The sequence below is a fragment of the Pandoraea horticolens genome (assembly GCF_902459555.1).
GTDB lineage: Bacteria > Pseudomonadota > Gammaproteobacteria > Burkholderiales > Burkholderiaceae > Pandoraea > Pandoraea horticolens.
This window is the reverse complement of the sequence record NZ_CABPSM010000008.1, coordinates 156,411-181,824: the sequence shown is the minus strand read 5'-3', so window position 1 is coordinate 181,824 and position 25,414 is coordinate 156,411. Positions and strand designations below refer to the sequence as shown.

General features: G+C 63.7%; 21 protein-coding genes and 1 riboswitch. Of the genes, 17 read left to right on the top strand and 4 right to left on the bottom strand.

All coding sequences use genetic code 11. The annotated features are described in order from the left end of the window. Positions 1-168 precede the first annotated feature (168 nt). The 5 genes from PHO31112_RS15015 (at position 169) to PHO31112_RS14995 (ending at position 10,145) form a co-directional block, all read left to right on the top strand. Complete coding sequence (locus PHO31112_RS15015) at positions 169-4,896, top strand: glutamate synthase-related protein (RefSeq protein WP_484555862.1); 4,728 nt, start codon at positions 169-171, stop codon at positions 4,894-4,896. Between the two features lie 95 nt (positions 4,897-4,991). After that, a complete protein-coding gene (locus PHO31112_RS15010) occupies positions 4,992-6,458 on the top strand; it encodes a glutamate synthase subunit beta (RefSeq protein WP_150621235.1) in 1,467 nt (488 codons plus the stop codon). A gap of 457 nt (positions 6,459-6,915) precedes the next feature. Beyond that, positions 6,916-8,226, top strand: a complete 1,311-nt coding sequence (locus PHO31112_RS15005) for an MFS transporter (RefSeq protein ID WP_150621234.1) — start codon at positions 6,916-6,918, stop codon at positions 8,224-8,226. A 156-nt stretch (positions 8,227-8,382) separates the two neighbouring features. Next, positions 8,383-9,207 carry an NAD-dependent epimerase/dehydratase family protein gene (locus PHO31112_RS15000; protein WP_150621233.1) on the top strand — a complete coding sequence of 275 codons (825 nt, stop codon included), beginning with the start codon at positions 8,383-8,385 and terminating at the stop codon, positions 9,205-9,207. Beyond that, positions 9,204-10,145 (top strand): SMP-30/gluconolactonase/LRE family protein, encoded by a 942-nt coding sequence (locus tag PHO31112_RS14995; protein WP_150621232.1) that lies wholly within the window; start codon positions 9,204-9,206, stop codon positions 10,143-10,145. The genes PHO31112_RS15000 and PHO31112_RS14995 overlap by 4 nt, the downstream gene beginning before the upstream one ends. A gap of 190 nt (positions 10,146-10,335) precedes the next feature. Here PHO31112_RS14995 and PHO31112_RS14990 read toward each other — a convergent pair whose 3' ends face one another. From PHO31112_RS14990 to PHO31112_RS14980, 3 genes are all read right to left on the bottom strand, one after another. Continuing rightward, positions 10,336-11,595, bottom strand: coding sequence for an MFS transporter (locus PHO31112_RS14990; RefSeq protein WP_150621231.1), 1,260 nt, complete (start codon positions 11,593-11,595; stop codon positions 10,336-10,338). An 83-nt stretch (positions 11,596-11,678) separates the two neighbouring features. Then, positions 11,679-12,479, bottom strand: coding sequence for an SDR family NAD(P)-dependent oxidoreductase (locus tag PHO31112_RS14985; RefSeq protein WP_150621230.1), 801 nt, complete (start codon positions 12,477-12,479; stop codon positions 11,679-11,681). Between the two features lie 110 nt (positions 12,480-12,589). After that, positions 12,590-14,374 (bottom strand): ABC transporter ATP-binding protein/permease, encoded by a 1,785-nt coding sequence (locus PHO31112_RS14980; RefSeq protein WP_150621229.1) that lies wholly within the window; start codon positions 14,372-14,374, stop codon positions 12,590-12,592. Positions 14,375-14,626: 252 nt separating this feature from the next. Then, positions 14,627-14,754, top strand: a riboswitch (TPP riboswitch). A 134-nt stretch (positions 14,755-14,888) separates the two neighbouring features. Between PHO31112_RS14980 and PHO31112_RS14975 the strand changes: the two genes are divergently transcribed. From PHO31112_RS14975 to PHO31112_RS14960, 4 genes are all read left to right on the top strand, one after another. After that, on the top strand, positions 14,889-16,031 hold the full coding sequence (locus PHO31112_RS14975; RefSeq protein WP_150621228.1) for an FAD-dependent oxidoreductase: 1,143 nt from the start codon (positions 14,889-14,891) through the stop codon (positions 16,029-16,031). 16 nt (positions 16,032-16,047) lie between these two features. Then, on the top strand, positions 16,048-16,245 hold the full coding sequence (gene thiS, locus PHO31112_RS14970) for a sulfur carrier protein ThiS (RefSeq protein ID WP_150621227.1): 198 nt from the start codon (positions 16,048-16,050) through the stop codon (positions 16,243-16,245). A gap of 1 nt (position 16,246) precedes the next feature. Further along, positions 16,247-17,092, top strand: coding sequence for a thiazole synthase (locus PHO31112_RS14965; protein WP_150621226.1), 846 nt, complete (start codon positions 16,247-16,249; stop codon positions 17,090-17,092). A gap of 66 nt (positions 17,093-17,158) precedes the next feature. Next, positions 17,159-18,352, top strand: coding sequence for a thiamine phosphate synthase (locus tag PHO31112_RS14960; RefSeq protein ID WP_425495201.1), 1,194 nt, complete (start codon positions 17,159-17,161; stop codon positions 18,350-18,352). A 28-nt stretch (positions 18,353-18,380) separates the two neighbouring features. Here PHO31112_RS14960 and PHO31112_RS14955 read toward each other — a convergent pair whose 3' ends face one another. Then, complete coding sequence (locus PHO31112_RS14955; RefSeq protein ID WP_246178229.1) at positions 18,381-18,875, bottom strand: GNAT family N-acetyltransferase; 495 nt, start codon at positions 18,873-18,875, stop codon at positions 18,381-18,383. 341 nt (positions 18,876-19,216) lie between these two features. Here PHO31112_RS14955 and PHO31112_RS14950 point away from each other — a divergent pair, with 341 nt between their 5' ends. The 8 genes from PHO31112_RS14950 to PHO31112_RS14915 all read left to right on the top strand — a co-directional run bounded on the left by PHO31112_RS14950 (position 19,217) and on the right by PHO31112_RS14915 (position 25,402). Continuing rightward, positions 19,217-20,035 carry an ABC transporter ATP-binding protein gene (locus tag PHO31112_RS14950; RefSeq protein ID WP_150621224.1) on the top strand — a complete coding sequence of 273 codons (819 nt, stop codon included), beginning with the start codon at positions 19,217-19,219 and terminating at the stop codon, positions 20,033-20,035. Beyond that, positions 20,032-20,799 carry a lipid asymmetry maintenance ABC transporter permease subunit MlaE gene (gene mlaE, locus PHO31112_RS14945; RefSeq protein ID WP_150621223.1) on the top strand — a complete coding sequence of 256 codons (768 nt, stop codon included), beginning with the start codon at positions 20,032-20,034 and terminating at the stop codon, positions 20,797-20,799. Before PHO31112_RS14950 ends, mlaE begins: the two co-directional genes overlap by 4 nt. A gap of 53 nt (positions 20,800-20,852) precedes the next feature. Continuing rightward, complete coding sequence (gene mlaD, locus PHO31112_RS14940; protein ID WP_150621222.1) at positions 20,853-21,407, top strand: outer membrane lipid asymmetry maintenance protein MlaD; 555 nt, start codon at positions 20,853-20,855, stop codon at positions 21,405-21,407. A gap of 4 nt (positions 21,408-21,411) precedes the next feature. Further along, positions 21,412-22,314, top strand: coding sequence for an MlaA family lipoprotein (locus PHO31112_RS14935; protein WP_150621221.1), 903 nt, complete (start codon positions 21,412-21,414; stop codon positions 22,312-22,314). 187 nt (positions 22,315-22,501) lie between these two features. After that, the gene (locus PHO31112_RS14930; RefSeq protein ID WP_150621220.1) at positions 22,502-23,122 is read left to right on the top strand and encodes an MlaC/ttg2D family ABC transporter substrate-binding protein; all 621 of its coding nucleotides are present in this window, start codon (positions 22,502-22,504) and stop codon (positions 23,120-23,122) included. 4 nt (positions 23,123-23,126) lie between these two features. Then, complete coding sequence (locus PHO31112_RS14925) at positions 23,127-23,384, top strand: STAS domain-containing protein (protein WP_010808169.1); 258 nt, start codon at positions 23,127-23,129, stop codon at positions 23,382-23,384. 339 nt (positions 23,385-23,723) lie between these two features. After that, entirely contained in the window at positions 23,724-24,650 is a 927-nt protein-coding gene (locus tag PHO31112_RS14920) for an ABC transporter ATP-binding protein (protein ID WP_010808170.1), read from the top strand. After that, a complete protein-coding gene (locus tag PHO31112_RS14915) occupies positions 24,647-25,402 on the top strand; it encodes an ABC transporter permease (RefSeq protein ID WP_150621219.1) in 756 nt (251 codons plus the stop codon). Before PHO31112_RS14920 ends, PHO31112_RS14915 begins: the two co-directional genes overlap by 4 nt. The last annotated feature ends 12 nt before the right edge of the window (positions 25,403-25,414 follow it).

The following is a 25,414-nucleotide window of genomic DNA, read 5'->3' as shown; positions in this document are numbered from 1 at the left end:
TGCGCAAAAGCGTGCGCGCTGAGTCGGCTTCTGTGGCGACGCCCGAGAACGATCTTCGACGCGCGCGAATCCGCAGCCCTGGCCCGCCCGGCCAACCCCACTTAACCCGGTCGACCGCGACGAGCATGCGCGCGGCGACCTCGCCAAGAGACGGTGTAACTCGTGGAAATGAAACAACAACCGATTGCGACGGCAGCAGCGCTGCCGGGTGAGGCGTACTTGGCGCCGGACGCACAGGGCATGTACGATCCGGCCAACGAACACGATGCCTGCGGCGTGGGCTTCGTGGCGCACATCAAGGGCGTGAAAAGCCACGCTATCGTCGAGCAGGGCCTGAAGATTCTCGAAAACCTCGATCACCGGGGCGCCGTCGGTGCCGACCCGTTGATGGGGGACGGCGCCGGTATCCTGTTGCAGATTCCCGACCAGTTCTACCGTGAAGAAATGGCCAAGCAGGGCGTGACCCTGCCGCCGGCCGGTGAATATGGCGTCGGCATGATCTTCCTGCCGAAGGAGCACGCGTCGCGTCTGGCCTGCGAACAGGAACTCGAACGCACCGTGAAGGCTGAAGGGCAGGTCGTGCTGGGCTGGCGCGATGTCGCGATCGATCGCGACATGCCGATGTCGCCCAACGTGAAGGCCACCGAGCCGGTGATCCGTCAGATCTTCATCGGTCGCGGTCAGGACATCATGGTGACGGACGCCCTCGAGCGTAAGCTGTACGTCATCCGCAAAACGGCGAGCCACCGTATCCAGGCGCTCAAGCTCAAGCACGGCAAGGAATATTTCGTGCCGTCAATGTCGGCACGCACCATCGTCTACAAGGGCCTGCTGTTGTGCGATCAGGTCGGTCGCTACTATCGCGATCTGGCCGATCCGCGCACCGTCTCGGCACTCGCTCTCGTTCACCAACGCTTCTCGACGAACACGTTCCCGGCCTGGGAACTGGCGCACCCGTATCGCATGGTCGCGCACAACGGTGAAATCAACACCGTGAAGGGCAACGTGAACTGGATCAACGCCCGCACGGGCGCGATCTCGTCGGCAGTGCTCGGCAGTGATCTGCAAAAGCTGTGGCCGCTGATCTATCCGGGCCAGTCGGACACCGCATCGTTCGACAACTGCCTCGAAATGCTCACGATGGCCGGCTACCCGCTCGCGCACGCCGTGATGATGATGATCCCGGAAGCCTGGGAACAGCACACGCTGATGGACGAGAACCGCCGCGCGTTCTACGAATACCACGCCGCGATGATGGAGCCGTGGGACGGCCCCGCCGCGATCGCGTTTACCGATGGCCGTCAGATCGGCGCGACGCTCGACCGTAACGGTCTGCGTCCGGCGCGCTTCGTGATTACCGACGACGAGATGGTTATTCTGGCGTCGGAGTCGGGCGTGCTGCCGATACCGGAGTCGAAGATCGTCAAGAAGTGGCGTCTTCAACCGGGCAAGATGTTCCTGATCGACATGGAGCAGGGCCGCATCATCGACGACAAGGAACTCAAGGACAACCTCGCCAACGCGAAGCCGTACAAGAGCTGGATCGACGCTGTGCGCATCAAGCTCGATGAGATCGAGCCGAAGGTCGAAGAGGCTGGTGTGCATCACGACACCGCCACGCCGCTGCTCGACTTGCAGCAGGCGTTCGGCTACACGCAGGAAGAAGTCAAGCTGCTGATGACGCCGATGGCGATCAATGGCGAAGAAGCCGTGGGCTCGATGGGCAACGACAGCCCGCTCGCGGTCATGAGCAACAAGAACAAGACGCTCTATCACTACTTCCGCCAGCTCTTCGCGCAGGTGACGAACCCGCCGATCGACCCGATCCGCGAGAACATGGTGATGTCGCTGGTGTCGTTCATCGGCCCGAAGCCGAACCTGCTCGACACGAACAACATCAACCCGCCGATGCGTCTCGAAGTGTCGCAGCCGGTGCTGGACTTCAAGGAAATCTCGAAGATCCGCCACATCGACAAGTACACCGGCGGCAAATTCCGCTCGTACGAGTTGAACATCTGCTATCCGGTTGCGTGGGGCAAGGAAGGCATCGAGGCACGCCTCGCGTCGCTGTGCGCCGAAGCCATTGACGCCGTGAAGTCGGGCTACAACATCCTGATCGTCTCCGACCGTCTGACGAACCGCGAACAAGTCGCGATCCCGGCGCTGCTCGCCACGTCCGCCGTGCACCAGCATCTGGTCACGCAGGGGCTGCGCACGAGCACGGGCCTGGTGGTCGAAACCGGTTCGGCGCGTGAAGTGCACCACTTCGCATTGCTCGCGGGCTACGGCGCGGAAGCCGTGCACCCGTACCTGGCGATGGAAACGCTTGCCCAGATCGCCCGCAAGCAAGGCGGCGATCTGACGCCTGAAAAGGCGATCAAGCACTTCGTCAAGGCCGTGGGCAAGGGCCTGCACAAGGTCATGTCGAAGATGGGCATCTCGACGTACATGTCGTACACGGGCGCGCAGATCTTCGAAGCCATCGGCCTGTCTCAGGAACTGGTCAGGAAGTATTTCCACGGCACGGCATCGAACGTTGGCGGGATCGGCATCTTCGAAGTGGCCGAGGAAGCCGTGCGTCTGCATCGCGACGCCTTCGGCGATAATCCGGTGCTGGCCAATATGCTCGACGCCGGCGGTGAATACGCGTTCCGCATTCGTGGCGAAGACCACATGTGGACGCCGGACGTCATTGCCAAGCTCCAGCACTCGACCCGTTCGAACTCGTACCAGACGTACAAGGAATACGCGAACCTCATCAACGACCAGAGCAAGCGCCACATGACGCTGCGCGGTCTGTTCGAATTCCGCGTCGATCCGCAACGCGCGATCCCGCTCGATCAGGTGGAGTCTGCCAAGGACATCGTGAAGCGTTTCGCCACGGGCGCCATGTCGCTCGGTTCGATCTCGACCGAAGCACACGCCACGCTGGCCGTCGCGATGAACCGTATCGGCGGCAAGTCGAACACGGGTGAGGGCGGTGAAGATCCGCGCCGCTATCGCAACGAACTGAAGGGCATTCCGATCAAGAAGGGGGAATCGCTCGCGTCGATCGTGGGTCGCGATGTCATCGAGACCGATATCGAATTGCAGGATGGCGACTCGCTGCGCTCGCGCATCAAGCAGGTCGCGTCGGGCCGCTTCGGCGTGACGGCCGACTATCTGGTCTCGGCCGATCAGATCCAGATCAAGATGGCGCAGGGCGCGAAGCCGGGCGAAGGCGGTCAGTTGCCGGGTCACAAGGTGACGGAATACATCGGCAAGCTGCGCTACTCCGTGCCGGGCGTCGGCCTGATTTCGCCGCCGCCGCACCACGACATTTACTCGATCGAAGATCTGGCGCAGCTCATTCACGATCTGAAGAACGTGAACGCCTCGTCGTCGATCTCGGTGAAGCTCGTGTCCGAAGTGGGCGTGGGCACGGTTGCCGCCGGTGTCGCGAAGGCCAAGGCCGATCACGTGGTGATCGCCGGTCACGACGGTGGCACGGGCGCGTCGCCGCTCTCGTCGGTGAAGTACGCCGGCACGCCGTGGGAACTGGGGCTGGCGGAAACGCAACAGACGCTGGTGCTCAACCGCCTGCGCGGCCGTATCCGCGTGCAGGCCGACGGTCAGATGAAGACCGGCCGCGACGTGGTGATCGGCGCATTGCTCGGCGCAGACGAATTCGGCTTCGCGACGGCACCGCTCGTCGTCGAAGGCTGCATCATGATGCGCAAGTGCCACCTGAATACCTGCCCGGTGGGCGTGGCGACGCAAGACCCGGTGCTGCGCAAGAAATTCCAGGGCAAGCCGGAACACGTCGTCAACTACTTCTTCTTCGTGGCCGAGGAAGTGCGCGAAATCATGGCGCAACTGGGCATCTCGAAGTTCGACGACCTGATCGGCCGTGCCGACCTGCTTAACACCAAATCGGGCGTGGAGCACTGGAAGGCGAAGGGGCTCGATTTCTCGCGCATCTTCTATCAGCCGGAAGTGGCCGCCGACGTGCCGCGTATGCATGTCGAATCGCAAGACCACGGCCTGACGGGGGCGCTCGATCATGCGCTCATCGAGAAGGCGCTGCCGGCGCTCGAGAAAGGCGAGCATGTCTCGTTCATCCAGCCGGTACGTAACCGTAACCGTACGGTCGGCGCGATGCTCTCGGGCGAAGTGGCCAAGCGCTACGGTCACGACGGCCTGCCGGACGACACGATCCATGTGCAGCTCAAGGGCACAGCGGGTCAGAGCTTCGGTGCGTTCCTCGCGCGCGGCATCACGCTCGATCTGGTGGGTGACGGCAACGACTACGTAGGCAAGGGGCTCTCGGGCGGCCGCATCATCGTGCGTCCGACCAACGACTTCCGTGGCAACGCCGAAGACAACATCATCGTGGGCAATACCGTGATGATCGGCGCCATCGAAGGCGAAGCCTTCTTCAACGGTGTGGCCGGCGAACGCTTCTGCGTGCGCAACTCGGGCGCCACCGCAGTGGTGGAAGGCACGGGCGATCACGGTTGCGAATACATGACCGGCGGTACGGTGGTCGTGCTGGGCGAGACCGGCCGTAACTTCTCGGCCGGTATGTCGGGCGGTGTGGCTTATGTGTACGACGCTGACGGTACGTTCACCGCGAAGTGCAACACGGCGATGGTCGCACTCGATCCGGTGCTGCCGCACGCCGAGCAGGAGCGCACGGTGAGCCAGGGGCTGTGGCATCGCGGCCAGACCGACGAGGCACAACTGCGCGAACTGATCGAGCGCCATTTCCAGTACACGGGCTCCACGCGCGCGAAGGCGCTGCTCGAAGACTGGGACGGCGCGCGTCGCAAATTCGTGAAGGTGTTCCCGAACGAATACAAACGAGCCTTGGGCGAAATGGCCAAGGCGGGCGACAAACAAGCACTGGCGGCCTGAAGCCGCTCGCGCGGCAACGCCACGGGGTGAGGGCCCTGCGGCGTGCCGCGCGCGGGCGAGGCACGGTAACCACAAAACTTTCCGACTGAAGAAACATGGGCAAGGTCACAGGTTTTCTCGAATTCGAGCGCCAGAGCGAGTCGTATGAAGCACCGCTGGCGCGCGTGAAGCACTACAAGGAGTTCGTGCTCGCGCTCTCCGACGATCAGGCAAAAGTGCAGGGCGCACGCTGCATGGACTGCGGCATTCCCTTTTGCACCAACGGTTGCCCGGTCAACAACATCATTCCCGACTTCAACGATCTGGTGTATCGCCAGGACTGGAAATCGGCCATCTCGGTGCTGCACTCGACGAACAACTTCCCGGAGTTCACGGGCCGTATCTGTCCGGCGCCGTGTGAAGCTGCGTGCACGCTGAACATCAACAGCGACGCGGTGGGCATCAAGTCCATCGAGCACGCGATCATCGACAAGGCGTGGACCGAAGGCTGGGTCGAACCGCAGCCCGCGAAGCACAAGACCGGCAAGACGGTCGCTGTGGTCGGTTCGGGCCCGGCGGGCATGGCGGTGGCGCAGCAACTCGCACGCGCCGGTCACGACGTCACCGTGTTCGAAAAGAACGATCGCGTGGGCGGGCTGCTGCGTTACGGCATCCCCGACTTCAAGCTGGAGAAGTGGCTGATCGACCGTCGCATGCGCCAGATGGAAGCCGAAGGCGTGACGTTCCGCACCGGGGTTTATGTCGGCCGCGATGCCCCCGATGCGCACATCAACAACTTCTCCAAAGAGACGATTACGCCGGATCAGTTGCAGGCGCAGTTCGACGCCGTGGTGATCGCGGGTGGCGCAGAGCAGCCGCGCGATCTGCCGGTGCCGGGCCGTGAGCTGGAAGGCATCCATTTCGCGATGGAATTCCTGCCGCAGCAAAACAAGGTGAACGCGGGCGACAAGCTGGCGAACCAACTGCTGGCCACGGGCAAGCGTGTGATCGTGATCGGCGGTGGCGACACCGGCTCCGATTGCGTGGGCACGTCGAACCGCCACGGCGCAAAAAGCGTGACGCAGTTCGAACTGCTGCCGCAGCCGCCCGAGCACGAAAACAAGCCGATGGTGTGGCCGTACTGGCCGACCAAGCTGCGTACGTCGTCGAGCCACGAAGAGGGCTGCGAGCGTGACTGGTCGGTGGCGACGAAGCGCTTCGAAGGCAAGAACGGCAAGGTCGAGAAGCTGATCGCCGTGCGTCTCGAATGGAAGGACGGCAAGATGCTGGAAGTGCCGGGCTCGGAATTCGAACTCAAGGCCGATCTGGTGTTGCTCGCGATGGGCTTCGTCTCGCCGTTGCAGACCGTGCTCGACGCGTTCGGCGTCGACAAGGACGCACGCGGCAATGTGCGCGCCTCGACCGAAGGCGAGCGCGCCTACACGACGAACCTGCCGAAGGTCTTCGCCGCCGGTGACGTGCGCCGTGGTCAATCGCTGGTGGTGTGGGCGATTCGCGAAGGCCGTCAGTGCGCCCGTGCCGTCGACGAGTTCCTGATGGGGCATTCGGAACTGCCGCGCTAAGTGTCAAAGCGTGCCCTTCGGGGTGCGCGCAGGTAATGCCTGCCAAAACCACAAATACGGGGTTGAGAGGAGGGGCGCAGAGGTAGGCATCTGCGTCACTGTGGAGAAACCGTCCGGACGGCAACGTCCGGGCGGTTTTTTCTTGCCCATTCATCTCGCCTGCAAGGATCTGTGGCACCCCTGATGGAACTGATGAATCCGTCGATCTCCAAATATAAGATGTCATACAACAAAACTTTTTCGCCACTGATTCATATGTAGGAAAACGTTCAAAGCATATGTAATCTTCAACTAATGCAAGGGTTATAGCGTCAGACGGCGGAATCGAAGGAACCCCTAGGGATTATCCGTAAACAGCGTATCAGGCCATTGTCATCGTACATCTTCTGACGTAGGATGCCTCTCCATGCGAGCTGCGCGCTCGCGACAAGAATACTCACGGAGAGAGACAACCATCATGGCACTGAAGGTCAAAGGCCTGCGCTGGTGGATGATCGGACTGCTGACGCTCGGCACGGTCATGAACTACCTTGCGCGCAGCTCGCTTGCCGTTGCCGCCCCCACGGTAATGAAGGATCTCCACATTACGACTCAGCAATACGGCTGGATCACCGGCGCATTCCTCGTGTTGTATCCGATCGGCGCCCCGCTCACCGGCTACCTGATGGACCGCATCGGCCTGCGATTGGGCTTCCTGTTGTGCGGCGTGATGTGGTCGGTGGTGTGCATGCTGCACGGTCTGGCAGACGGCTGGATCGGTCTGTTCGTGCTGCGCGGGTTGCTGGGGCTGGCCGAGGCGTCGTTCATTCCGGCCGGCATGCGCGCGGCCGCGTTCTGGTTCCCGTCGAAGGAGCGTGCGCTTGCCGCAGGCATCTTCAACATCGGTACGTCAGTAGGCGCGATTCTCGCGCCGCCACTGATCGCCTGGTCGATCATGCGTTACAACTGGGAAACGGCGTTCGTGATCGCGGGCGGTCTCGGTCTCGTGTGGGGCGTGCTGTGGTACCTGTTCTACCGTCACCCGACCGATCATCCGGCACTCACGACGGCAGAGTCCGAGTACATCAATGAAGGGCATGCCGTCGACCTCGCTGCCGACGCACGCAAACCGAATCCGCTTTCGATCCTGCGTCAGCGCAATTTCTGGGGTATCGCCCTGCCGCGCTTCTTCGCCGACCCGGTGTGGGGCACGATCGTGTTCTGGATGCCGCTGTACCTCAATCAGGCGCGCGGTTTCGATCTGAAGACGATTGCCGCGACGGCATGGCTGCCGTTCGTGGCGGCGGACATCGGGTGCCTGATGGGCGGCACGATTTCCGTCTGGCTGAACAAGCATTTCAAGATCACGATCTTCAACGGCAAGCGGGTTGTGTTCACCGTCGGCGCCATCATCATGACGGCGATGTGCGGGGTGGGCTTCGTCGCTGACCCGATGATGGCAATCTTCCTGCTGTGCCTGGGCGGCTTTGCGCACCAGACGCTTTCGATCAGCGTGATTTCGATGTCGGCCGACCTGTTCCCGCGTAATGAAGTGGCAACGGTGACGGGCATGGCCGGATTGTCCGCCGGGATCGGCAACCTGCTCTTCACGCTGGTGATCGGCACCTTCGTGACGGCGGTGGGCTACGCCCCGTTCTTCGTGGCGCTGGGCCTGGGCGATCTGATCGGCGCGGTGATTTTGTGGAGCGTGGTCAAGCCCGGCATCACGGGCACGGCCACGCCGTCGCCGGGTAGACGTGTCGACGTAGGCCGCACGGCCAATGCGTAGCGGTAGCGGACTAGGCGGCGAGGCAAGACTTCGCTGCATGACGATTTGACGTGCGTCGCGCCGCGCACTTCCCCTCGGGCGTGCGGCGCGGCGTCGGCTTTGTTGTCGCGATGCAGCGTGGCATGCATTGCGATCTACCGATGAACAAGGAGTGACATGAGCCAGACTTCCGGCAAACCCTTCCGCCGTCTGCTGCTGACCGGCGCGGCGGGCAATCTTGGCAAACAGCTGCGCGGCAAGCTCGCCGAATGGGCAGACATCGTGCGCGTGAGCGACATCGTGCCGCTCACGGCCGATGCCCCGCACGAAGAAGCCATGCAGGTCGACCTCGCCGATCGCGCAGCGGTGCACGCCTTGCTCGAAGGGGTGGATGCGCTGGTGCATCTGGGCGGCGTTTCCGTCGAAGCGCCTTTCGACGACATTCTGCAAGCCAACATCCTCGGCTTGTATAACGTCTACAGCGCGGCGCAGAAGCAGGGCGTGAAGCGTATCGTCTACGCCAGCTCGAATCACGCGGTCGGTTTCCATCCCGTGACGGAAGTGCTCGACATCGACACACCGCATCGCCCGGACGGCATGTACGGCATCTCAAAGTGCTTTGGCGAAGACTTGTCGCGCTACTACTTCGACCGCTTCGGTCTCGAGACCGTGTGTCTACGCATCGGGTCGTCGTTCGAGCAGCCAAAGAATCCGCGCATGATGGTGACGTACCTGAGCTATCGCGATTTCGTCGAACTCGTGCGTTGCTCGCTGTTCACGAATCGCGTGGGACATGCCATTGTCTACGGCGTGTCGAACAACCCGACGCTGTGGGTCGATAACACGAAGGCCGCGTTCCTCGGCTTCCGTGCGCAAGACAGTTCCGCCGAATTCGCCGGTCTGTTCCCGCCCAAGGCCCCCGATCCGCAGATGGACGACTGGACGCAGCGCTTCCAGGGCGGCCCGTTCGTGTTGTTGGGACCGATGGAGCCCAAGGCATGAGCGTGTCCATCGAACGACTCGAGCCGTCGCGAGACACACCGCACGCGGTGGGGGAAAGCCCGCTGTGGTGCGCGAACGAGCAAGCGCTCTACTGGGTAGACATCACCGCGAAGCAATTGCATCGTGTGACGCCCGCCGACGGCGAGCATCGCCAATGGACCTTCCCGGAACAGATCGCGTGCTTCTCGTTCGACGTCTCGGGCACGTTGCTCGCGGGTTGTGAAACCGGGCTGTTCGCGGTGCGGCTGGGGACGCCCGGCGTCATTGCGGCATCCGAATGGCAGCGGGTGGCCGCCCCCCCGTTTCCCGCGCCGGGCATGCGCTTCAACGACGGGCGCTGCGACCGTCAGGGCCGCTTCTGGGCGGGCACGATGGTGCAGGACATGTCGCTCGCGAGCGACGCGGGTTCGCTCTTCCGTTACGATGCCGAGGGGCGTCTGTCTGCACCGCTCGTCGACGGACTTGTCACCCAGAATGGTCTGGGCTTCTCTCCCGACAGCCGCACGATGTACCTTAGCGATTCGCATCCGACGCGCCGTCGCGTGTGGGCGTTCGACTTCGATGCCGAGAGTGGCGCGATCGGCGAGCGGCGTTTGTTCGTGGACATGAATCGATATCCGGGCCGCCCCGACGGCGCGGCCGTCGATGCCGATGGCGGCTACTGGACGTGCGCCAACGATGGCAGCCGTTTGCTGCGCTTCACGCCGGCGGGCGAGCGGGATCGCGAGATTGTGCTGCCGGTGTCGAAGCCCTCGATGTGCGCGTTCGGCGGGCGCGACTTCGATACGTTGTTCGTGACATCGATTCGTCCGGGCGTGGGCGCCAACGAGCACGATGGTCATGTGTTTGCCGTGCGTTGCGGTGTGCAAGGATTGCCGGAAGCGCCTTATGCAGGATCGGCAGGATCGGCGGGCGCATTCTCGGCGGCAGGTGTGTAGGCGGGGGTGTGTCGGTGGCGACGCCGCGCAAGCACATAAGCGGCGAGCACTGCGGAAGTGGTTCCGGGTTGGCTGGCTTACACGGATGGCCACCCGGTGAGGCGGCGGGACGTCGGATCGACGGTAGTCAGCGATCCGGCGTCCCGTTTTGCCATCGGCGGACCGATGGCGTTTCGTGGCATCCGTGCGATCAGTGCGTGAAGTCCGCCGTGACGAGCGATTTGCCGCGCGTCTCGGGCAACAGCAGCGCGCACACAACCACGAGCAGGTAACCGCCACCCGCCACCATGCCGATGGCCTTCACGAGCGAGCCGGTTTGCGCGAGCATGCCGACGGCGATGGGGAAGAACGAGCCGATGCCGCGTCCCAGGTTGTAGCAGAAACCTTGTCCGGAACCGCGAATGTGGTTCGGATACAGTTCGGTCAGATACGCGCCGATCCCCGCGAAAATGCCTTGCACGACGATGCCGAGCGGGAAACCGAGCAACAGCATCGCGCTGTCGGTGATCGGCAGCATCGTGTACGCCATGCCGAGCAGGAACGATGCGACGGCGAAGAAGATGAAGGCGCCGCGACGTCCGAGTTTGTCGGAGAGAATCGCACCGACGATGTAGCCTACGAACGAGCCGACGATCAGCACGATCAGATACGCGCTCGTGTTGAACACCGAGAGCCCGCGCACGGTCTTCAGATAGGTCGGCAGCCATGTGGTGATCGCGTAGTAGCCACCCAGCATGCCGGAGCACAGCAAGCTGCCGAGGATTGTCGTCTTCAAATGCTCCGGGGCGAAGATCTGCATGAAATTGCCGTGCAGTTTGCCCTCGGCGATCTTGCGGCGGGTCTGCGTGTAGATCTCTGGGTCCGACACGTTACGGCGCACGTACGTGATCCACAGCGCGGGCACGATGCCGATCCAGAAGCACGCGCGCCATGCGGTGCCCTCGTCGAGCACGGCGAAGAAGAACCAGTACAGCAGCGCGGCGGCGGCCCAGCCGACCGACCAACTGCTTTGCACCGTGCCGACCGCCTTCGCGCGATGCTGCGGCGAGCGGATCATCTCGCCCATCATCATCGTGACGACAGTCCATTCCCCGCCGAAGCCGATGCCTTGCAACGTACGCGTGATGAGCAACTGCCAGAACGAGTTCGTGAAGCCCGAGAGGAACGTGAACAGGCAAAACGTGGCGATCGTCCACTGAAGCACGCGCACGCGGCCGAAGCGATCCGCGAGAATGCCGGCGAGCCATCCGCCCACCGCGGACGAGATGAGCGAACTGGTCGCAATCATGCCCGCTTCGCCCTTCGTCATCCCCCACGCTGCGATGAGCGTGGGAATCAGGAAAGAATAGATCATGAAGTCGAACGCATCGACGGCGTAGCCGCCGAAGCCCGCATACAGGGCCTTGCGCTCCTTCGTGTTGAGTTCCTTGAACCAGGAAAAAAATGCCATGAAGACTCCTCGGTGGATCGTGTGCTTGTCGTTATGTGTGTGACGTGTGTTGTTTTTTTGTACCTGCGCGGGTCACGTGTGACTCAGAGTGTCAGGCCCCCGTCGACGTGGATCACCTGTCCCGTGATCTGGCGCGCGTGCAGGCCGAGCAGGAAAACGGCGAGCGCGGCGATATCGTCGGGCTCACAGAGGCGGCCGGTCGGTGTGGCGTCGGCCGCGCGCTGCCATGCGGCCGGATCGATGGCCGAGTGCCCGCTGTCCTTGCGCGTGTAGCCGGGTGCAACGCAATTGATCGTCACACCCGAGCTTGCATATTCGGCGGCGGCGCTTTTGGCGAGCGCTTCGATGGCGGCTTTGGCGGCGGCCGTGGCGGGAAAGCCGGGCTGATTCGGTGCGAAGCGATGGGCGACGAACGAACTGACGGCGACCACGCTGGCCTGCGGCGAGCGTTGCAGGTCGGGTAACGCACTGCGCAGCAGCGCTGCAAACGCGCCCGGCATGGCCGCGAGCGTGAGCGCGAAGGCGTCGTCGTCCACGTCGGTCAAGCGCTGGCGCGTCGCGAAACCTGCGTTGCTCACGAGTTGATCGATAGGGCCGAAGGCGTCGTGCGCGGCGTCGATCAGACGCGCGGCGGCGGAGGTCTCAGCGAGATCGCCGAACCAGACGGCGCACTGCGCGCCGAGACTCTCACAGGTCTGACGCACCTCGGCGAGACGCGCCTGACTCGCGTCGGACGCCCCACGGGTGTGCAGCAGCAGACGCGTCTGCGTAGAGGCGAGCCGGCGGGCAATGGCCGCGCCGATGCCGGAAGCGGCGCCGGTCACGACGATAGTGCGCGCGGCGCGGTGATGAGACTGGCCGGACGAGGAAGCAGGGGTGGTCACGATGAACCCGAGTCGAGCAAAGGGTGCTCGTGATTATGCCAAAGCCCTTGTGCACCGGGACAGACGTATCAATATTATTGAGGAAGTGAATGAATTGGCGTGCATGCGTGCTAGGCGGCGCCGACCACCCGTGAGCGTTCGACGTCGTTGGTCGCATGCAGTGTCATGGTGTGTTGATGGAAGCGCCCGAGTGTTTCGCGATGCGCCACGCTGACCATCATGGTGCCGGGCAAGCGCGAGTGCAGGGCTTCGTACACGGCCTCCTCGGTCTCCACGTCAAGCGCGCTGGTCGCTTCGTCGAGGAACAGGTAGTCGGGTTTCTGAAGTAAGGCGCGTGCGGCTGCGATCCGTTGCTGTTCGCCGCCCGAGAGCCGCCGCGCCCAGTGCGCGACCGTTTGCAAGGCGTCATTGTATTGGCCGAGATTGACGGCAGTCAGCACCGCGCGGCACTCGGCGTCGCTGAACGCGTCGGGCGGCGAGGGGAACGCCAGCGCGGCCTTCAGCGTGTCGATGGGGAGATAGCTTTGCTGCGAGAGGAACAGCACGCGGGCGTTGGCGGGAACTTCGATGCGGCCGCTGCCGAAGGGCCACAGCCCGGCGAGCGCGCGCAGCATGGTGCTCTTGCCGCAGCCCGAGCGGCCGCGGATGAGCCAGCGTGAGCCGGGCGTGAACGCGAACGATCCGGCCACCGCGAGCGGTGCGCCGTTGGGAAGCGCGAGATGCAGATCGGTCGCTGCATACGCGGGAGACGCCGAACTGCTCGCCGTCACGATGGAGATCGCGCCCTCACGCGGCACCTGCGGCGGTTCGTCGATCACGCGCGTGAATTCGCACAGACGATTGACCGTCGCCTTCCAGTCGGCCAGGGTCGCGAAACTGTTCACGAACCACGAGAAGCCGTCGCTCACCTGCCCGAAGGCGTCGATGATCCGCATGAGCACGCCGAGCGTGAATGCCCCCGCGAAGTAGCGCGGCGCGGCCGCCATGATCGGGAAGACGATGGCGATCTGCGCATAAATCGAGTTCGCGAAGATCAGGCGCTTCGTCACGACCATGATCTGCCACCAGTTGTCGCGCACGGCGCCGAAGGCCGCCTTCAGGCGCGACAACTCGGCGCCTTCGCCGCGATAGAGGGCGACCTGCTCGGCCGATTCGCGCAGGCGCATCAGCAGAAAACGGAAATCCGCTTCCACCTGCTGCTGCCGATAGCTCAGCCCGACGAGCGGGCGGCCGACCTTGAAGATGAAGTACGAACCCACGACGGCGTATAGCGCCGCGACCCAGACCATGTAGCCGGGAATCGTGATGTTCATGCCGCCCAGCGCGAATGACACCGCGCCCGAGATCGTCCACAGAATCGTGATGAACGAGAACAGCGAGACGAGTGTCGTCAGCAAGTCGAGCGACAGCGCCAGCGACGAACTCACGAGCGTGCGGATGTCTTCCGAAATACGTTGGTCGGGGTTGTCGGCGAGATGGTCGCGTTCGATGCGGTAATACGCCTGATGGGTAAACCACTTTGCCAGGTTCGTATCCGTTATCCATTGCCGCCACCGGATTTCGAGCATCTGCCGGAAGTACGTGCGGAACGTGGCGATGATGATGAAGCTGAAGGCGAGCATCGCGAATTCGGCGAGCGAAGACTTGAAGACGGGCCAGTCGCGCTTATCCAGGGCGTCGTAGAAGCCGGCGTTCCACGCGTTCAGGCGCACGTTGATGAACACGACCGCAAGGTTGAGCACCACGACGAGGGCGAGCAACCGGCGTCCCTCCCAACGCTTCTCCGAGATCCAGTAAGGCCGGATCAATTGCCAGGCTGTGGGGTGCTTTGGCGGTTTGGGCGCGGGTGCAATAGGGTCGCCGGCCGGCGGCACGTCGGAAGATTGGGGAGGCATCGGCGTGTGAACCATGATCGTCTGGCGGCGCTGCCGCAGGGGTGCAACGTGTTATGGGGGCGACGGCTCATTTGACCTCAGTTCCCGATGCTGCGTTGCACGAATTCCGGCCTGGAACTCGCGTCACGTCGAAATTCAGTTTACGTGTCGTTACAAGGCTCGGGAGATTCGTCAAAAAACGAGACGCGACGGACGTGCAACCGGCCGGAAACCTAGCTTGCACGGGCGTCGGCATCTATGTTGTAATGGCTGCGGGCGAAACAGGGGTGCTCCGTGCCGGACGCGGGTGTTGACCATGCGTAACGATGTCACGGGGCTGAGAGAGACCCTTTGCACCCGACCCGGGTAATACCGGCGTGGGAAGTTTCCGACTCCTCCAGTGGGGTAAGGTGTCCAACACCGTTTCGTCCTTTTGCTTTCATGAGGAAAGGACCCCCATGCGCTGCCTTCCACAAATTCCTTCGTGTTCCCCTGAGTGCCTGCGCGCCGTGATGGCTTGCGCGGCGGTGCGCGTATGAGCGCATCCACTTCGCGTTCCGCTTCCCGTCCTGACGTCGCCGTCCTTGGCGGCGGGCTGTCCGGCCGTCTTCTCGCCTGGCAACTGATCCGCGCCGGCGCGCGCGTGGCGCTGTTCGAGCGCGGCGACGCCGACGGGTCGTCCGCTGCCGGCTGGGTCGCGGCCGCCATGCTCGCACCGCTGGCCGAGGCCGCCGTGGCCGAACCGAGCATCGTCGAGATGGGCGCGGCGGGCCTCGAGCGCTGGCCGTCGTTGATCGACGGCCTGCCTGAGCATGTCTTCTTCCAACGCAACGGCACGCTGGTCGTGTGGCATCAGCCCGACCGTGCCGAAGCACTCATGTTCGATCGCCGCATGCGCGCGAATGCCCCGCCGGCATTGCTGCGCGGTGGCGTCGAGCGGGTGACGGGCGCGCAATTGGGCGAGGTCGAGCCTGCGCTTGCCGGACGTTTTCAGGAAGGCTGGTTGCTGCCGAACGAGGGCCAGCTCGATAACCGTCAACTGCTGCGCGCGCTGGCGGCGGGGCTCGCCAAGGCCGGGGCGGAACTGCATTGGCATACGGAGATCGCCGAGGGGGCCTACCCCGACGCCGGTCTTGTCATCGATTGCCGCGGGCTGGGCGCACGCGGTGTGCTCACGCGCTTGCGCGGCGTGCGTGGCGAAGTGGTGCGCATTCACGCGCCGGGTGTCGGACTGCGCCGGCCGGTACGGTTGCTGCATCCGCGATATCCGATCTATATCGCGCCCAAGGAAAACGATCTGTATGTGATCGGGGCGACCGAACTCGAGTCGGAAGACATGTCGCCGATGACCGTGCGCTCGGCGCTCGAACTGCTCTCGGCGGCGCATTCGCTGAACCCGGCGTTCGGCGAGGCGCGCATTATCGAGTTGAACGTCAACTGCCGCCCCGCGCTGCCCGATCATCTGCCGCGCGTGCAGTGGGACGGTGCGCGGCTGCTGCGGGTGAACGGCTTGTACCGGCACGGCTATTTGCTGGCGCCGGCAGTCACGGGGGAGGCTTGCGCGCTGGCGCAGGCGTTGATGCAATCGACGGGTGCGCCAGCGGGCGTTGGCCATGCGTTCGACTGGGAGACGTGGCGAGCGAGCCGGCCGTGGCCGGACCTGTTCCGTCAGGTGTGAGAGGGAGCTGTACGCGATGGACATCCATATCAATCAGCAGACACTGAGCGTGGCCGAGACGGCGACGCTGGCCGAGGCGCTGGTCGCCTACGGCGCCAAGCCGCCGTTCGCCACGGCGATCAACGGGCAATTCGTACCCAAGACGCAATACGCGGCGCGTTCGCTCTCGCAGGGCGACAAGATCGATGTCGTGCAACCGGTGGCCGGAGGCTGAAATGAACGCAATCACCGAATCGGCCAACGTGGCCGCAGGCAGCGCGCGCGACGCGCTTACGCTGTACGACACCCGCTTTGGCAGCCGTTTCCTGCTCGGCACGGCGCGCTATCCGTCGCTGCAAGCGCTGAGCGATTCCATCGACGCGGCGCGTCCGGGCATGGTGACGGTGGCGCTGCGCCGTCAACTGTCGGGTGCCGGGGCGCAGGCCTCGGAGGGACCTTTCTGGGAGACGCTGCGCCGTCTCGCGGTGCCGGTGCTGCCCAATACGGCGGGCTGCCATTCGGTGCAGGAAGCGATAACGACGGCGCAAATGGCGCGCGAAGTCTTTGAGACCGACTGGATCAAGCTCGAACTGATCGGCGACGACTATACGCTCCAGCCCGATCCGTTCGGTCTCGTGACGGCCGCGGAGCAATTGATTCGCGATGGCTTTAAGGTGCTGCCGTATTGCACGGAAGATCTGGTGCTGTGCCGCCGTCTGCTCGACGTCGGCTGCCAGGCGTTGATGCCGTGGGGCGCGCCGATCGGCACCGGTAAGGGGGTGATCAATCCCTACGGTTTGCGGCTGCTGCGCGATCGTCTGCCGGACACACCGCTGATCGTCGACGCTGGCCTCGGTCTGCCGTCGCATGCCTGTCAAGTGATGGAGTGGGGCTACGACGGCGCGCTGCTCAACACCGCCGTGGCGCGCGCCGCGCAACCGGTGGAGATGGCCGGTGCGTTTGCCATTGCGATCAAGGCAGGGCGCGCCGCGTGGCTTGCCGGGCCGATGGCCGAACGCGAGAGCGCCGAAGCCAGCACGCCGGTGGTCGGTGTGCCGTTCTGGCATCAGACGGGCGTCTGAACGTCGTTCGCCGCTAGCCCGAACTTCGCCCGTCGCCCCGCATCGCCCGATTCACAAGGAAATTTCATGACGACGCATACCGGCGCCGCCCCGTTGCCGCACGTGCAATGCCTGCCCGCCGACACACCGCTTGCCATGGCGTGGCAGCAGGCCGCTGCCGACATTCGCGCGCGGCTCGCGCCATGGCCCTCGGACAAGACGGCACCGCATTGGCGTCTGCATGCGCAGACGCCGGCCGGCGCAGGTCGGGGTGACGTGGTCTGGTGGCCGCTTTCGCCGCAAGGCGAGATGGGCACGGCCGCATCGGTGCAGCTCGACGTCTGGCGCGCGGCGGGTGCCGTCGTGCTGTGTTCGCACGCGCTCGCGCATGGGCATGTGCAAGACACGCTGTACACGCATGACGCGATTTATCGCGTGGCGGGCGTGGCCGATCCCGCCTTCTTCCCCGCGTTCGCCGCGTTTCTCGACTGCGGCTTCGCGCCGCACGACGCCCTCGTGCTGGCCCGAGCCTGGCGCACCGACGGCAGCCACGCGCGCCCGGAAGATGAGAGTGCGCTGGGGGCATGGCCGACCGTGCTCGAGACATTCCCTGCTGTGCTTGGACAGGTGCCGTCGCCCGGGCGCTTCCCGGCCTGCCCGTCACGCCTCGGCCTGTATCCGGTGTTGCCCGATGCCGGCTGGTGCGAGCGCATGGCCGATCTTCAGGTCGGTACCGTTCAATTGCGCATCAAGAACCCGGCGCACCCCACGCTGCGTTCGGAGATCGAACGGACGGTGGCCGCCGGGCGCCGCGTGACGCGCGACAGCGCATGGTTCATCAACGACCACTGGCGCGAGGCGGCGCAAGCGAACGCGTACGGCGTTCACCTCGGGCAGGAAGACATGGCGGCGCTCTCGGCCGACGAGGTGGCGGCGCTGTTTGCGAGCGGCATGCGGCTGGGTATCAGCACGCATGGCTATTACGAAATTCTCGCGGGGCATCACTTCCGGCCAAGCTATCTGGCGGTCGGGGCCGTGTTTCCCACGACGACCAAGGTGATCGCAACTGCGCCGCAGGGGCTTGCGAAGCTGGCGCGGTATGTGAAATTGATCGCTCCGCATTACCCGCTGGTGGCGATCGGCGGCATCGACGCGGCGAATCTCGCGCAGGTGCTCGATACGGGCGTGGGATGCACGGCGGTCGTGCGTGCCGTGACGGAAGCCGTCGATGTCGTGGCCGCGGTGCAAGGAATGCAGCGGGAGTTTGCGCGGCGCGCCTGATGTGCCGTGATGTGCCGCAGGCCGGAGGCTACAGGTTGCGTGTCATGAACACTGCACCGTCGCCGTACCCGGCCAGCTTGGCGGCAATGAGCGGCGAGACATCCGTCGCGGCGACATAACCGAAGCGCGCCCAGAACCCTTGCGATTGCTGCACCGCGACAAGCGCCGACGCACGCAACCCCAGCGACTGCGCCGAAGCCAGTGCGACGGTATACAGTTGGCTTGCGACACCCGCGCCGCGCGTGCGGGGGGCGAGCGCCATATCGTGCACATACCAGCAGTCGGGCGCATCGGGCAGGGCGTCGAGGGCAGTATCCAGCGGCGGCGGGGCGGCGATGCGCCAGGGATGCGTGAACAGATAGCCGGCCACCGGAGCGTGCGCCGAGCCAGCGTCGACCGCGACCCAGCAGGTGGACGCCGACAACGTGAGCCGCGAGGCCAGCGTGGCTTCCGACTCATGCATCAGATCGAGATAGGCTTGCGCCTGCACCGTCAACACCTGGGGAATATCGCTAGGTTGCATCGGACGAATCCGAAACTTCGGCATCTCCGTAGGCTGCGTCGGAAGGGGGCGGGAAGGCGATGACGTGGCGCGGGACATTCGGGTCAATGACTTATTGCGTGAAACGCCATATTGTAGCAACCGCACAACACCCATGCAGGCAACGGTATTGGTAAGTCTTTGCTGCGGTTACGTTTTCTGTCTGTTGCGCGCTTCGGAACGCGTCGGCGCGAATATGCCAAGGCACTGTAGAATGCCGCGGGGCTGCGCCGATCCTCGCTTTCGCCCACCCTGGTTGGGCGGCATCGATTTGCATTCCCCCCTATAATTGGCGTTTTGCGCCGCACTATAAGACCCGAAACGTGCCTACCCCGAATCCGGAAAATTTGCTCGAATTGCGCGACGTTAGCTTTGGTTACGGCGAACGTCTGGTGCTTTCCGGGTTGAATATGCGGTTTCCCCGCGGAAAGGTCATTGCCGTCATGGGCGGCTCGGGTTGCGGCAAGACAACGGTGCTGCGCCTGATCGGCGGGCTCGTCCATGCCAGCCAGGGCACTGTCGATTTCGACGGCACCGATGTTGCCTCGCTCGACCACAACGGTTGGTACCGGCTGCGTCGCCGCATGGGCATGCTGTTCCAGTTCGGTGCACTCTTCACCGACATGACGGTGTTCGACAACGTGGCGTTCCCGCTACGCGAACACACCCGGCTTGATGAAGAACTCATTCGCGATCTTGTGCTGATGAAGCTCAACGCGGTCGGACTGCGTGGCGCACGCGACATGAAGCCGGCCGAGATCTCGGGCGGGATGGCGCGCCGTGTGGCGCTGGCACGCACGATGGCGCTGGACCCGGACCTCATCATGTACGATGAGCCGTTCACCGGTCTGGACCCGATCTCGATGGGCATTACGGCGAATTTGATTCGCAAGCTCAACGATGCGCTGGGCGCCACGTCCATCATTGTTTCGCACGATGTTGTGGAGACGTTCACCATCGCCGACTACATCTATTTCATCAGCGAAGGCCGCATTGCGGCAGAGGGTGAGCCCGACGCGCTGCGTGCCTCGAACGACCCGACGGTGCGCCAGTTCATCGACGCGCAGCCGGACGGCCCTGTGAAGTTTCAGTATCCCGCACCACCGCTGGCGGAAGATTTCGGTATCGGAGCGCGTGCATGATCACCGCCATTGGCAGTTTTGTTCGCGGCCACGTTGAGCGAGTCGGCTACGGCGCACGCTTGTTCCTGCGCATGCTTCGCTCGAGCGGCGCGCTGTTGCGCCGGCCCCGTCTGGTGACCGACCAGGTGCATTTTCTGGGCAACTATTCGTTCGTCATCATTGCCGTCTCGGGCCTGTTCGTCGGCTTCGTGCTGGGCTTGCAGGGCTATTACACACTCAATAAGTACGGCTCGGAACAGGCGCTGGGGCTGCTCGTGGCGCTCTCGTTGGTGCGTGAGCTGGGCCCGGTGGTGTCGGCGTTGCTGTTCGCTGGACGCGCCGGCACTTCGCTCACGGCCGAAATCGGTCTGATGAAGGCGGGCGAACAACTGACCGCCATGGAGATGATGGCGATCGATCCGATCGCGCGTGTGGTGGCCCCGCGTTTCTGGGCCGGCGTGATCGCCATGCCGATTCTTGCGGCGATCTTCTCGGCCGTGGGTATTTTTGGCGGTTATCTGGTCGGCGTGCAATTGATCGGCGTGGACTCCGGCGCGTTCTGGTCGCAGATGCAAGGCGGCGTGGACGTGTGGGCAGACGTCGCCAACGGCGTCATCAAGAGCATCGTGTTCGGCATTGCCGTCACATTTATCGCGCTGTATCAGGGGTTCGAGGCGCATCCGACACCGGAGGGCGTGTCGCGTGCGACTACGCGCACGGTGGTGCAGGCATCGCTGGCCGTGCTCGGCCTCGACTTCCTGCTCACGGCCCTCATGTTCAGCTAACGGGCCAACGTGCCTGCCAAGACATAGACAGACAGTTTGCGCACACTGACACAATGAAAAAACACCCCCTCGACTTCTGGGTCGGCCTGTTCGTGGTTCTCGGATTTGCAGCACTGCTGTTCCTCGCGCTCAAGGCTGGCAACATGAGTTCGCTGTCGTTCTCGAGTACGTATCCGGTAACGGTGCGCTTCGACAACATCGGCGGTCTCAAGCCGCGTGCGCCGGTCAAGAGCGCGGGCGTGGTGGTCGGTCGCGTGGCGTCGATCAGGTTCGACGACAAGCGTTATCTGGCCGATGTCACGCTCAATATCGATGCGCAGTACCAGTTTCCGAAGGACTCGTCGGCGAAGATCCTGACCTCGGGTCTGCTCGGCGAGCAATACATCGGCCTTGAGCCCGGCGGTGACGATCAGATGCTCAAGGGCGGTGATACGATCACGCTCACACAATCCGCCATCGTGTTGGAAAATCTGATCGGCCAGTTCCTGTATAACAAGGCGGCGGATGCCGGTGGCGCCCAGGCGGGCGGTGCATCGGCTGCGCAGGCGCCGGCAACTCCTGCTGCCCCACCGGCGCAAGGGGCAGCAACGGTAAACCAAGGAAAATAAGAGAATGACCCGCTTCCGTACTTCGGTAGTGCTCGCCGCCGGCGCAATGACGCTGGCAGGTTGCGCCACCGTCACCAACCCGAATGCCGCTGACCCCATCGAAGGTTTCAACCGTTCGATGTATACATTCAATGACACGCTCGACAAGGCTGTCCTGGTACCGGTAGCCAAGGGCTACCGCTACGCGGTGCCGGATCCGGCGCGCGACATGGTCACGAACTTCTTCTCGAACGTGGGCGACGTGTACAACTTCGCCAACAATCTGTTGCAGTTGGAGATCACGGCCGCCGCGCAGGATCTGATGCGCCTGACGATCAACACGTTCTTCGGCGTGGGCGGTCTGTTCGACTTCGCAACGCCGGCCGGGCTGCCGAAGCACAGCCAGGATTTCGGCGTGACGTTGGGCAAGTGGGGCTTGCCTGATGGTCCGTACCTCGTGCTGCCATTGCTCGGGCCGAGCACCGTGCGCGACACCGTCGGCATGGCCGGCAACATGGTCATCGATCCGACGTCTTACATCAGGCCGGACTGGGTGAGCTATTCGCTCTTTGGCGTGCGTCTGGTGAACACGCGGGCGAACCTGCTCGACGCATCGAGCCTGCTGGAAGCTGCCGCACTCGATCCGTACTCGTTCACGCGGGACGCCTATCTGGCGCGTCGCAAGTACCTGATCAATGGCGGCGCATCGGGTGATGCCACGCTGCCGAACTACGAGGACGAAGGGGACGCGGCGGGCGCCGCAGGGGCCGCCGGCGGCAAGCAACAGCCGATGCCGGCCACACCCGCGTCGGGCGCAAGCGCGCCGGCACCGGCGCCGGCCTCGGGCGCGCAGGGCGAATCGGAAGTGCCGCAAGGCTCGCCGGTGCCCGGAAAGTTGGTCCCGGGCGGCCTGCCGTTCCATCGTTGATCGACGCGGATCGAGCGCAGTTCGGCGTCGATCCGAATATATGAAGCGCGCCCCGCTCGCCGGGGCGCCGTCGGCAGGCCCTTCGGGCAACAGTTTGTTACACGACACTGCCGTCATTCCGAGAACTCAAGACACGACGCGGGTATCCAATCTCGCAACACTCGTTACTCGAAAGAGGAAGTCCACAATGAAGAAGTTCTGGCTCATTCCCGTCATGGCGTTCATGACGTACACCGCCGCCGGCTCCGCCGTGGCGCAGGCGCAGGCCCCGGAAGTGCTGGTCAAGCAGACCGTGACCGAAGTCATGATCGCCGCCAAGAGCGATCCGAACATCCAGAAGGGCGATCTGAACAGCATCACCAAGCTGGTCGAGCAGAAGATCATGCCGCACGCCGACTTCAAGCGGACCACACAATTGGCGACGGGCCGCGCTTGGGCAACGGCGACCGAAGTTCAGCGTCAGCAACTGACGGAGCAGTTCAAGATGTTGTTGCTGCGCACGTATGCAGGCGCCATTGCGCAGATTCGTGACCAGCAGATCAACTACAAGCCGTTTCGCGCTCAGCCGAACGACACCGACGTCGTGGTCTACACCGATGTCATCAACAACGGTCAGCCGGTCGAACTCGACTACCGCCTGTACAAGACGGCCAGCGGCGAATGGAAGCTGTACGACTTAAACGTGCTGGGCGCCTGGCTCATCCAGACGTACCGCAATCAATTCTCGGAGAAGGTCAATCAATCGGGCATCGATGGCCTGATCAAGTTCCTGACCGAGCGCAACCAGCAACTCGCCGGCGGCAAGTAAGCGCATGCTCGCGTTGCAGACCGACCTCACGCACGACACCGCCGGCGACGTTCTCGCAAAGGCTATCGATCGCATCGATGCGGGCGAAACCCAGATCGATTGCGCCGGACTGACGCATTTCGACTCGTCGGCGCTTGCCGTGTTGCTGGCGCTGCGCCGCCATGCGGTTCGCCGCGGTGCGACGTTGGCGTTCACTAACTTGCCGACGGGATTGGCCAGCCTTGCGCTGGTGTACGGTGTCGACCATCTGCTCTCGAGCTGATGCGTCTGGCCGGACTGCCGCCCCTGAAGAAAGCGCCGTCTCCCTACGGCGCTTTTTTTGTGGGCCATGCGGTAGTGCCCGCCGAACGTCGTGTGTTACAGCCGTTACCGGCGTTATGGGCGTTATGGACGTTACGGCACTGCCAGACCGGCTGTAAGCACGGCCAGTACCGGCTTCCTTTATAATCAGGGGTTTTCTGCCGACTTTTGGGCAGTTATCTCCATCCGGGCACCCTTGCCGCCGATTTGGCTGCTGCCGCGATCCCAGCGGTCAGCGCCCACGGCCAGCCGTGACCGGAGAACACAATGGCGTGCCCGCCAAGACGGGTGCGCGCAGTCCATGGCCGCCATCGAAATCCGTAACGTCAAAAAACGCTATCAGGCGTTGCAGGCGCTCAAGGGCGTCAGCTTCTCGATCGAAGAAGGTGAATTCTTCGGTCTGCTCGGCCCCAACGGCGCTGGCAAGACTACGTTGATCAGCATTCTCGCGGGCCTCGCGCGCGCGGATGCGGGCAGTATCAGCGTGCTCGGGCACGACGTGGTACGAGACTACCGCAATGCCCGCCGCAAGCTCGGCGTGGTGCCGCAGGAACTCGTTTTCGATCCGTTCTTCTCCGTGCGTGAAACGTTGCGTATCCAGTCCGGCTACTTCGGACTGACGCGCAACGACGACTGGATCGACGAAGTGATGGCCAACCTCGATCTGACCGACAAGGCGAATGCCAACATGCGCCAGCTCTCGGGCGGCATGAAGCGGCGCGTACTCGTGGCGCAGGCGCTCGTGCACCGTCCGCCGGTGATCGTGCTCGACGAGCCGACCGCCGGGGTCGACGTGGAACTGCGTCAGACGCTCTGGAAGTTCATCTCGCGTCTGAACCGTGAAGGCCACACCATCGTGCTGACCACGCACTATCTGGAAGAAGCCGAAACGTTGTGCGATCGCATCGCCATGCTCAAGCGCGGTGAAGTCGTAGCGCTCGAGCGCACTGCCTCGCTGCTTCAGCGCTTCGCGGGCACGCGTCTCGTGCTGCGTTTCAAGCAAGGCACGCTGCCCGACGAACTGCGCCCCCTGCTGGTCGACGGACAGGACACGGGCGGGCATCAGTTCGCGCTGCGTCTGGCAGGCTGCGACGAAGTGGAATCGATTCTCGCCACCTGCCGTGCGGCGGGCGGCATCGTCGAGGACATCGACATTCAGAAGGCCGATCTCGAGGACGTGTTCGTGCAGATCATGTCCGGCTCGCGCGCGCAGGAGGTGGCAGCATGATCGGCTTTCGCACGCTGCTCTATAAGGAAGTGCTGCGTTTCTGGAAGGTGAGCTTCCAGACCGTGGGTGCGCCGGTGCTCACTGCGCTGCTGTATCTGATGATCTTCGGCCATGTGCTCGAAGATCGCGTGAAGGTCTATGACCAGATCACCTACACCGCGTTTCTGGTGCCGGGTCTCGTGATGATGAGCGTGTTGCAGAACGCGTTCGCCAACAGTTCGTCGTCGCTGATTCAGTCCAAGATCACGGGCAACCTTGTGTTCGTGCTGCTGCCGCCGCTCTCGCATTGGGAGATGTACGGCGCGTACGTGCTCGCCGCCGTGGTGCGCGGGCTGTCGGTGGGGCTGGGCGTCTTCGTGGTGACGGCGGCGTTCACGCATCTGTCGTTTGCCGCGCCGCTGTGGATCATCGGCTTCGCGTTCCTCGGGGCGGCGATTCTCGGGACGTTGGGACTGATCGCGGGCATCTGGGCCGAGAAGTTCGACCAGCTCGCGGCGTTCCAGAACTTCCTGATCATGCCGGCGACGTTCCTCGCGGGCGTGTTTTACTCGATTCACTCGCTGCCGCCGCTGTGGCAGGCTGTCTCTCACTTCAACCCGTTTTTCTACATGATCGACGGGTTCCGCTACGGCTTCTTCGGCGTGTCCGACGTGGCCCCGGAGACGAGCCTCGCCGTCGTCGGCGCGACGTTCCTGATACTCGCAATCGTGGCGCTGAATCTGCTGCGCCGCGGCTACAAACTGCGTCACTGAACTTCTCTAGGA

Bases quoted from the DNA above. Each gene is read 5' to 3' on its own strand.
- PHO31112_RS14920 (WP_010808170.1), top strand. From the start codon at position 23,724: ATGGCCGCCATCGAAATCCGTAACGTCAAAAAACGCTATCAGGCGTTG.
- PHO31112_RS14935 (WP_150621221.1), top strand. From the start codon at position 21,412: ATGACCCGCTTCCGTACTTCGGTAGTGCTCGCCGCCGGCGCAATGACG.
- PHO31112_RS15010 (WP_150621235.1), top strand. From the start codon at position 4,992: ATGGGCAAGGTCACAGGTTTTCTCGAATTCGAGCGCCAGAGCGAGTCG.
- PHO31112_RS14980 (WP_150621229.1), bottom strand. From the start codon at position 14,374: ATGCCTCCCCAATCTTCCGACGTGCCGCCGGCCGGCGACCCTATTGCA.
- PHO31112_RS14960 (WP_425495201.1), top strand. From the start codon at position 17,159: ATGACGACGCATACCGGCGCCGCCCCGTTGCCGCACGTGCAATGCCTG.
- mlaE (WP_150621223.1), top strand. From the start codon at position 20,032: ATGATCACCGCCATTGGCAGTTTTGTTCGCGGCCACGTTGAGCGAGTC.
- PHO31112_RS14915 (WP_150621219.1), top strand. From the start codon at position 24,647: ATGATCGGCTTTCGCACGCTGCTCTATAAGGAAGTGCTGCGTTTCTGG.
- mlaD (WP_150621222.1), top strand. From the start codon at position 20,853: ATGAAAAAACACCCCCTCGACTTCTGGGTCGGCCTGTTCGTGGTTCTC.
- PHO31112_RS14990 (WP_150621231.1), bottom strand. From the start codon at position 11,595: ATGGCATTTTTTTCCTGGTTCAAGGAACTCAACACGAAGGAGCGCAAG.
- PHO31112_RS14925 (WP_010808169.1), top strand. From the start codon at position 23,127: ATGCTCGCGTTGCAGACCGACCTCACGCACGACACCGCCGGCGACGTT.
- PHO31112_RS15005 (WP_150621234.1), top strand. From the start codon at position 6,916: ATGGCACTGAAGGTCAAAGGCCTGCGCTGGTGGATGATCGGACTGCTG.
- PHO31112_RS15000 (WP_150621233.1), top strand. From the start codon at position 8,383: ATGAGCCAGACTTCCGGCAAACCCTTCCGCCGTCTGCTGCTGACCGGC.
- thiS (WP_150621227.1), top strand. From the start codon at position 16,048: ATGGACATCCATATCAATCAGCAGACACTGAGCGTGGCCGAGACGGCG.
- PHO31112_RS14930 (WP_150621220.1), top strand. From the start codon at position 22,502: ATGAAGAAGTTCTGGCTCATTCCCGTCATGGCGTTCATGACGTACACC.
- PHO31112_RS14965 (WP_150621226.1), top strand. From the start codon at position 16,247: ATGAACGCAATCACCGAATCGGCCAACGTGGCCGCAGGCAGCGCGCGC.
- PHO31112_RS15015 (WP_484555862.1), top strand. From the start codon at position 169: ATGAAACAACAACCGATTGCGACGGCAGCAGCGCTGCCGGGTGAGGCG.
- PHO31112_RS14955 (WP_246178229.1), bottom strand. From the start codon at position 18,875: ATGCAACCTAGCGATATTCCCCAGGTGTTGACGGTGCAGGCGCAAGCC.
- PHO31112_RS14995 (WP_150621232.1), top strand. From the start codon at position 9,204: ATGAGCGTGTCCATCGAACGACTCGAGCCGTCGCGAGACACACCGCAC.
- PHO31112_RS14975 (WP_150621228.1), top strand. From the start codon at position 14,889: ATGAGCGCATCCACTTCGCGTTCCGCTTCCCGTCCTGACGTCGCCGTC.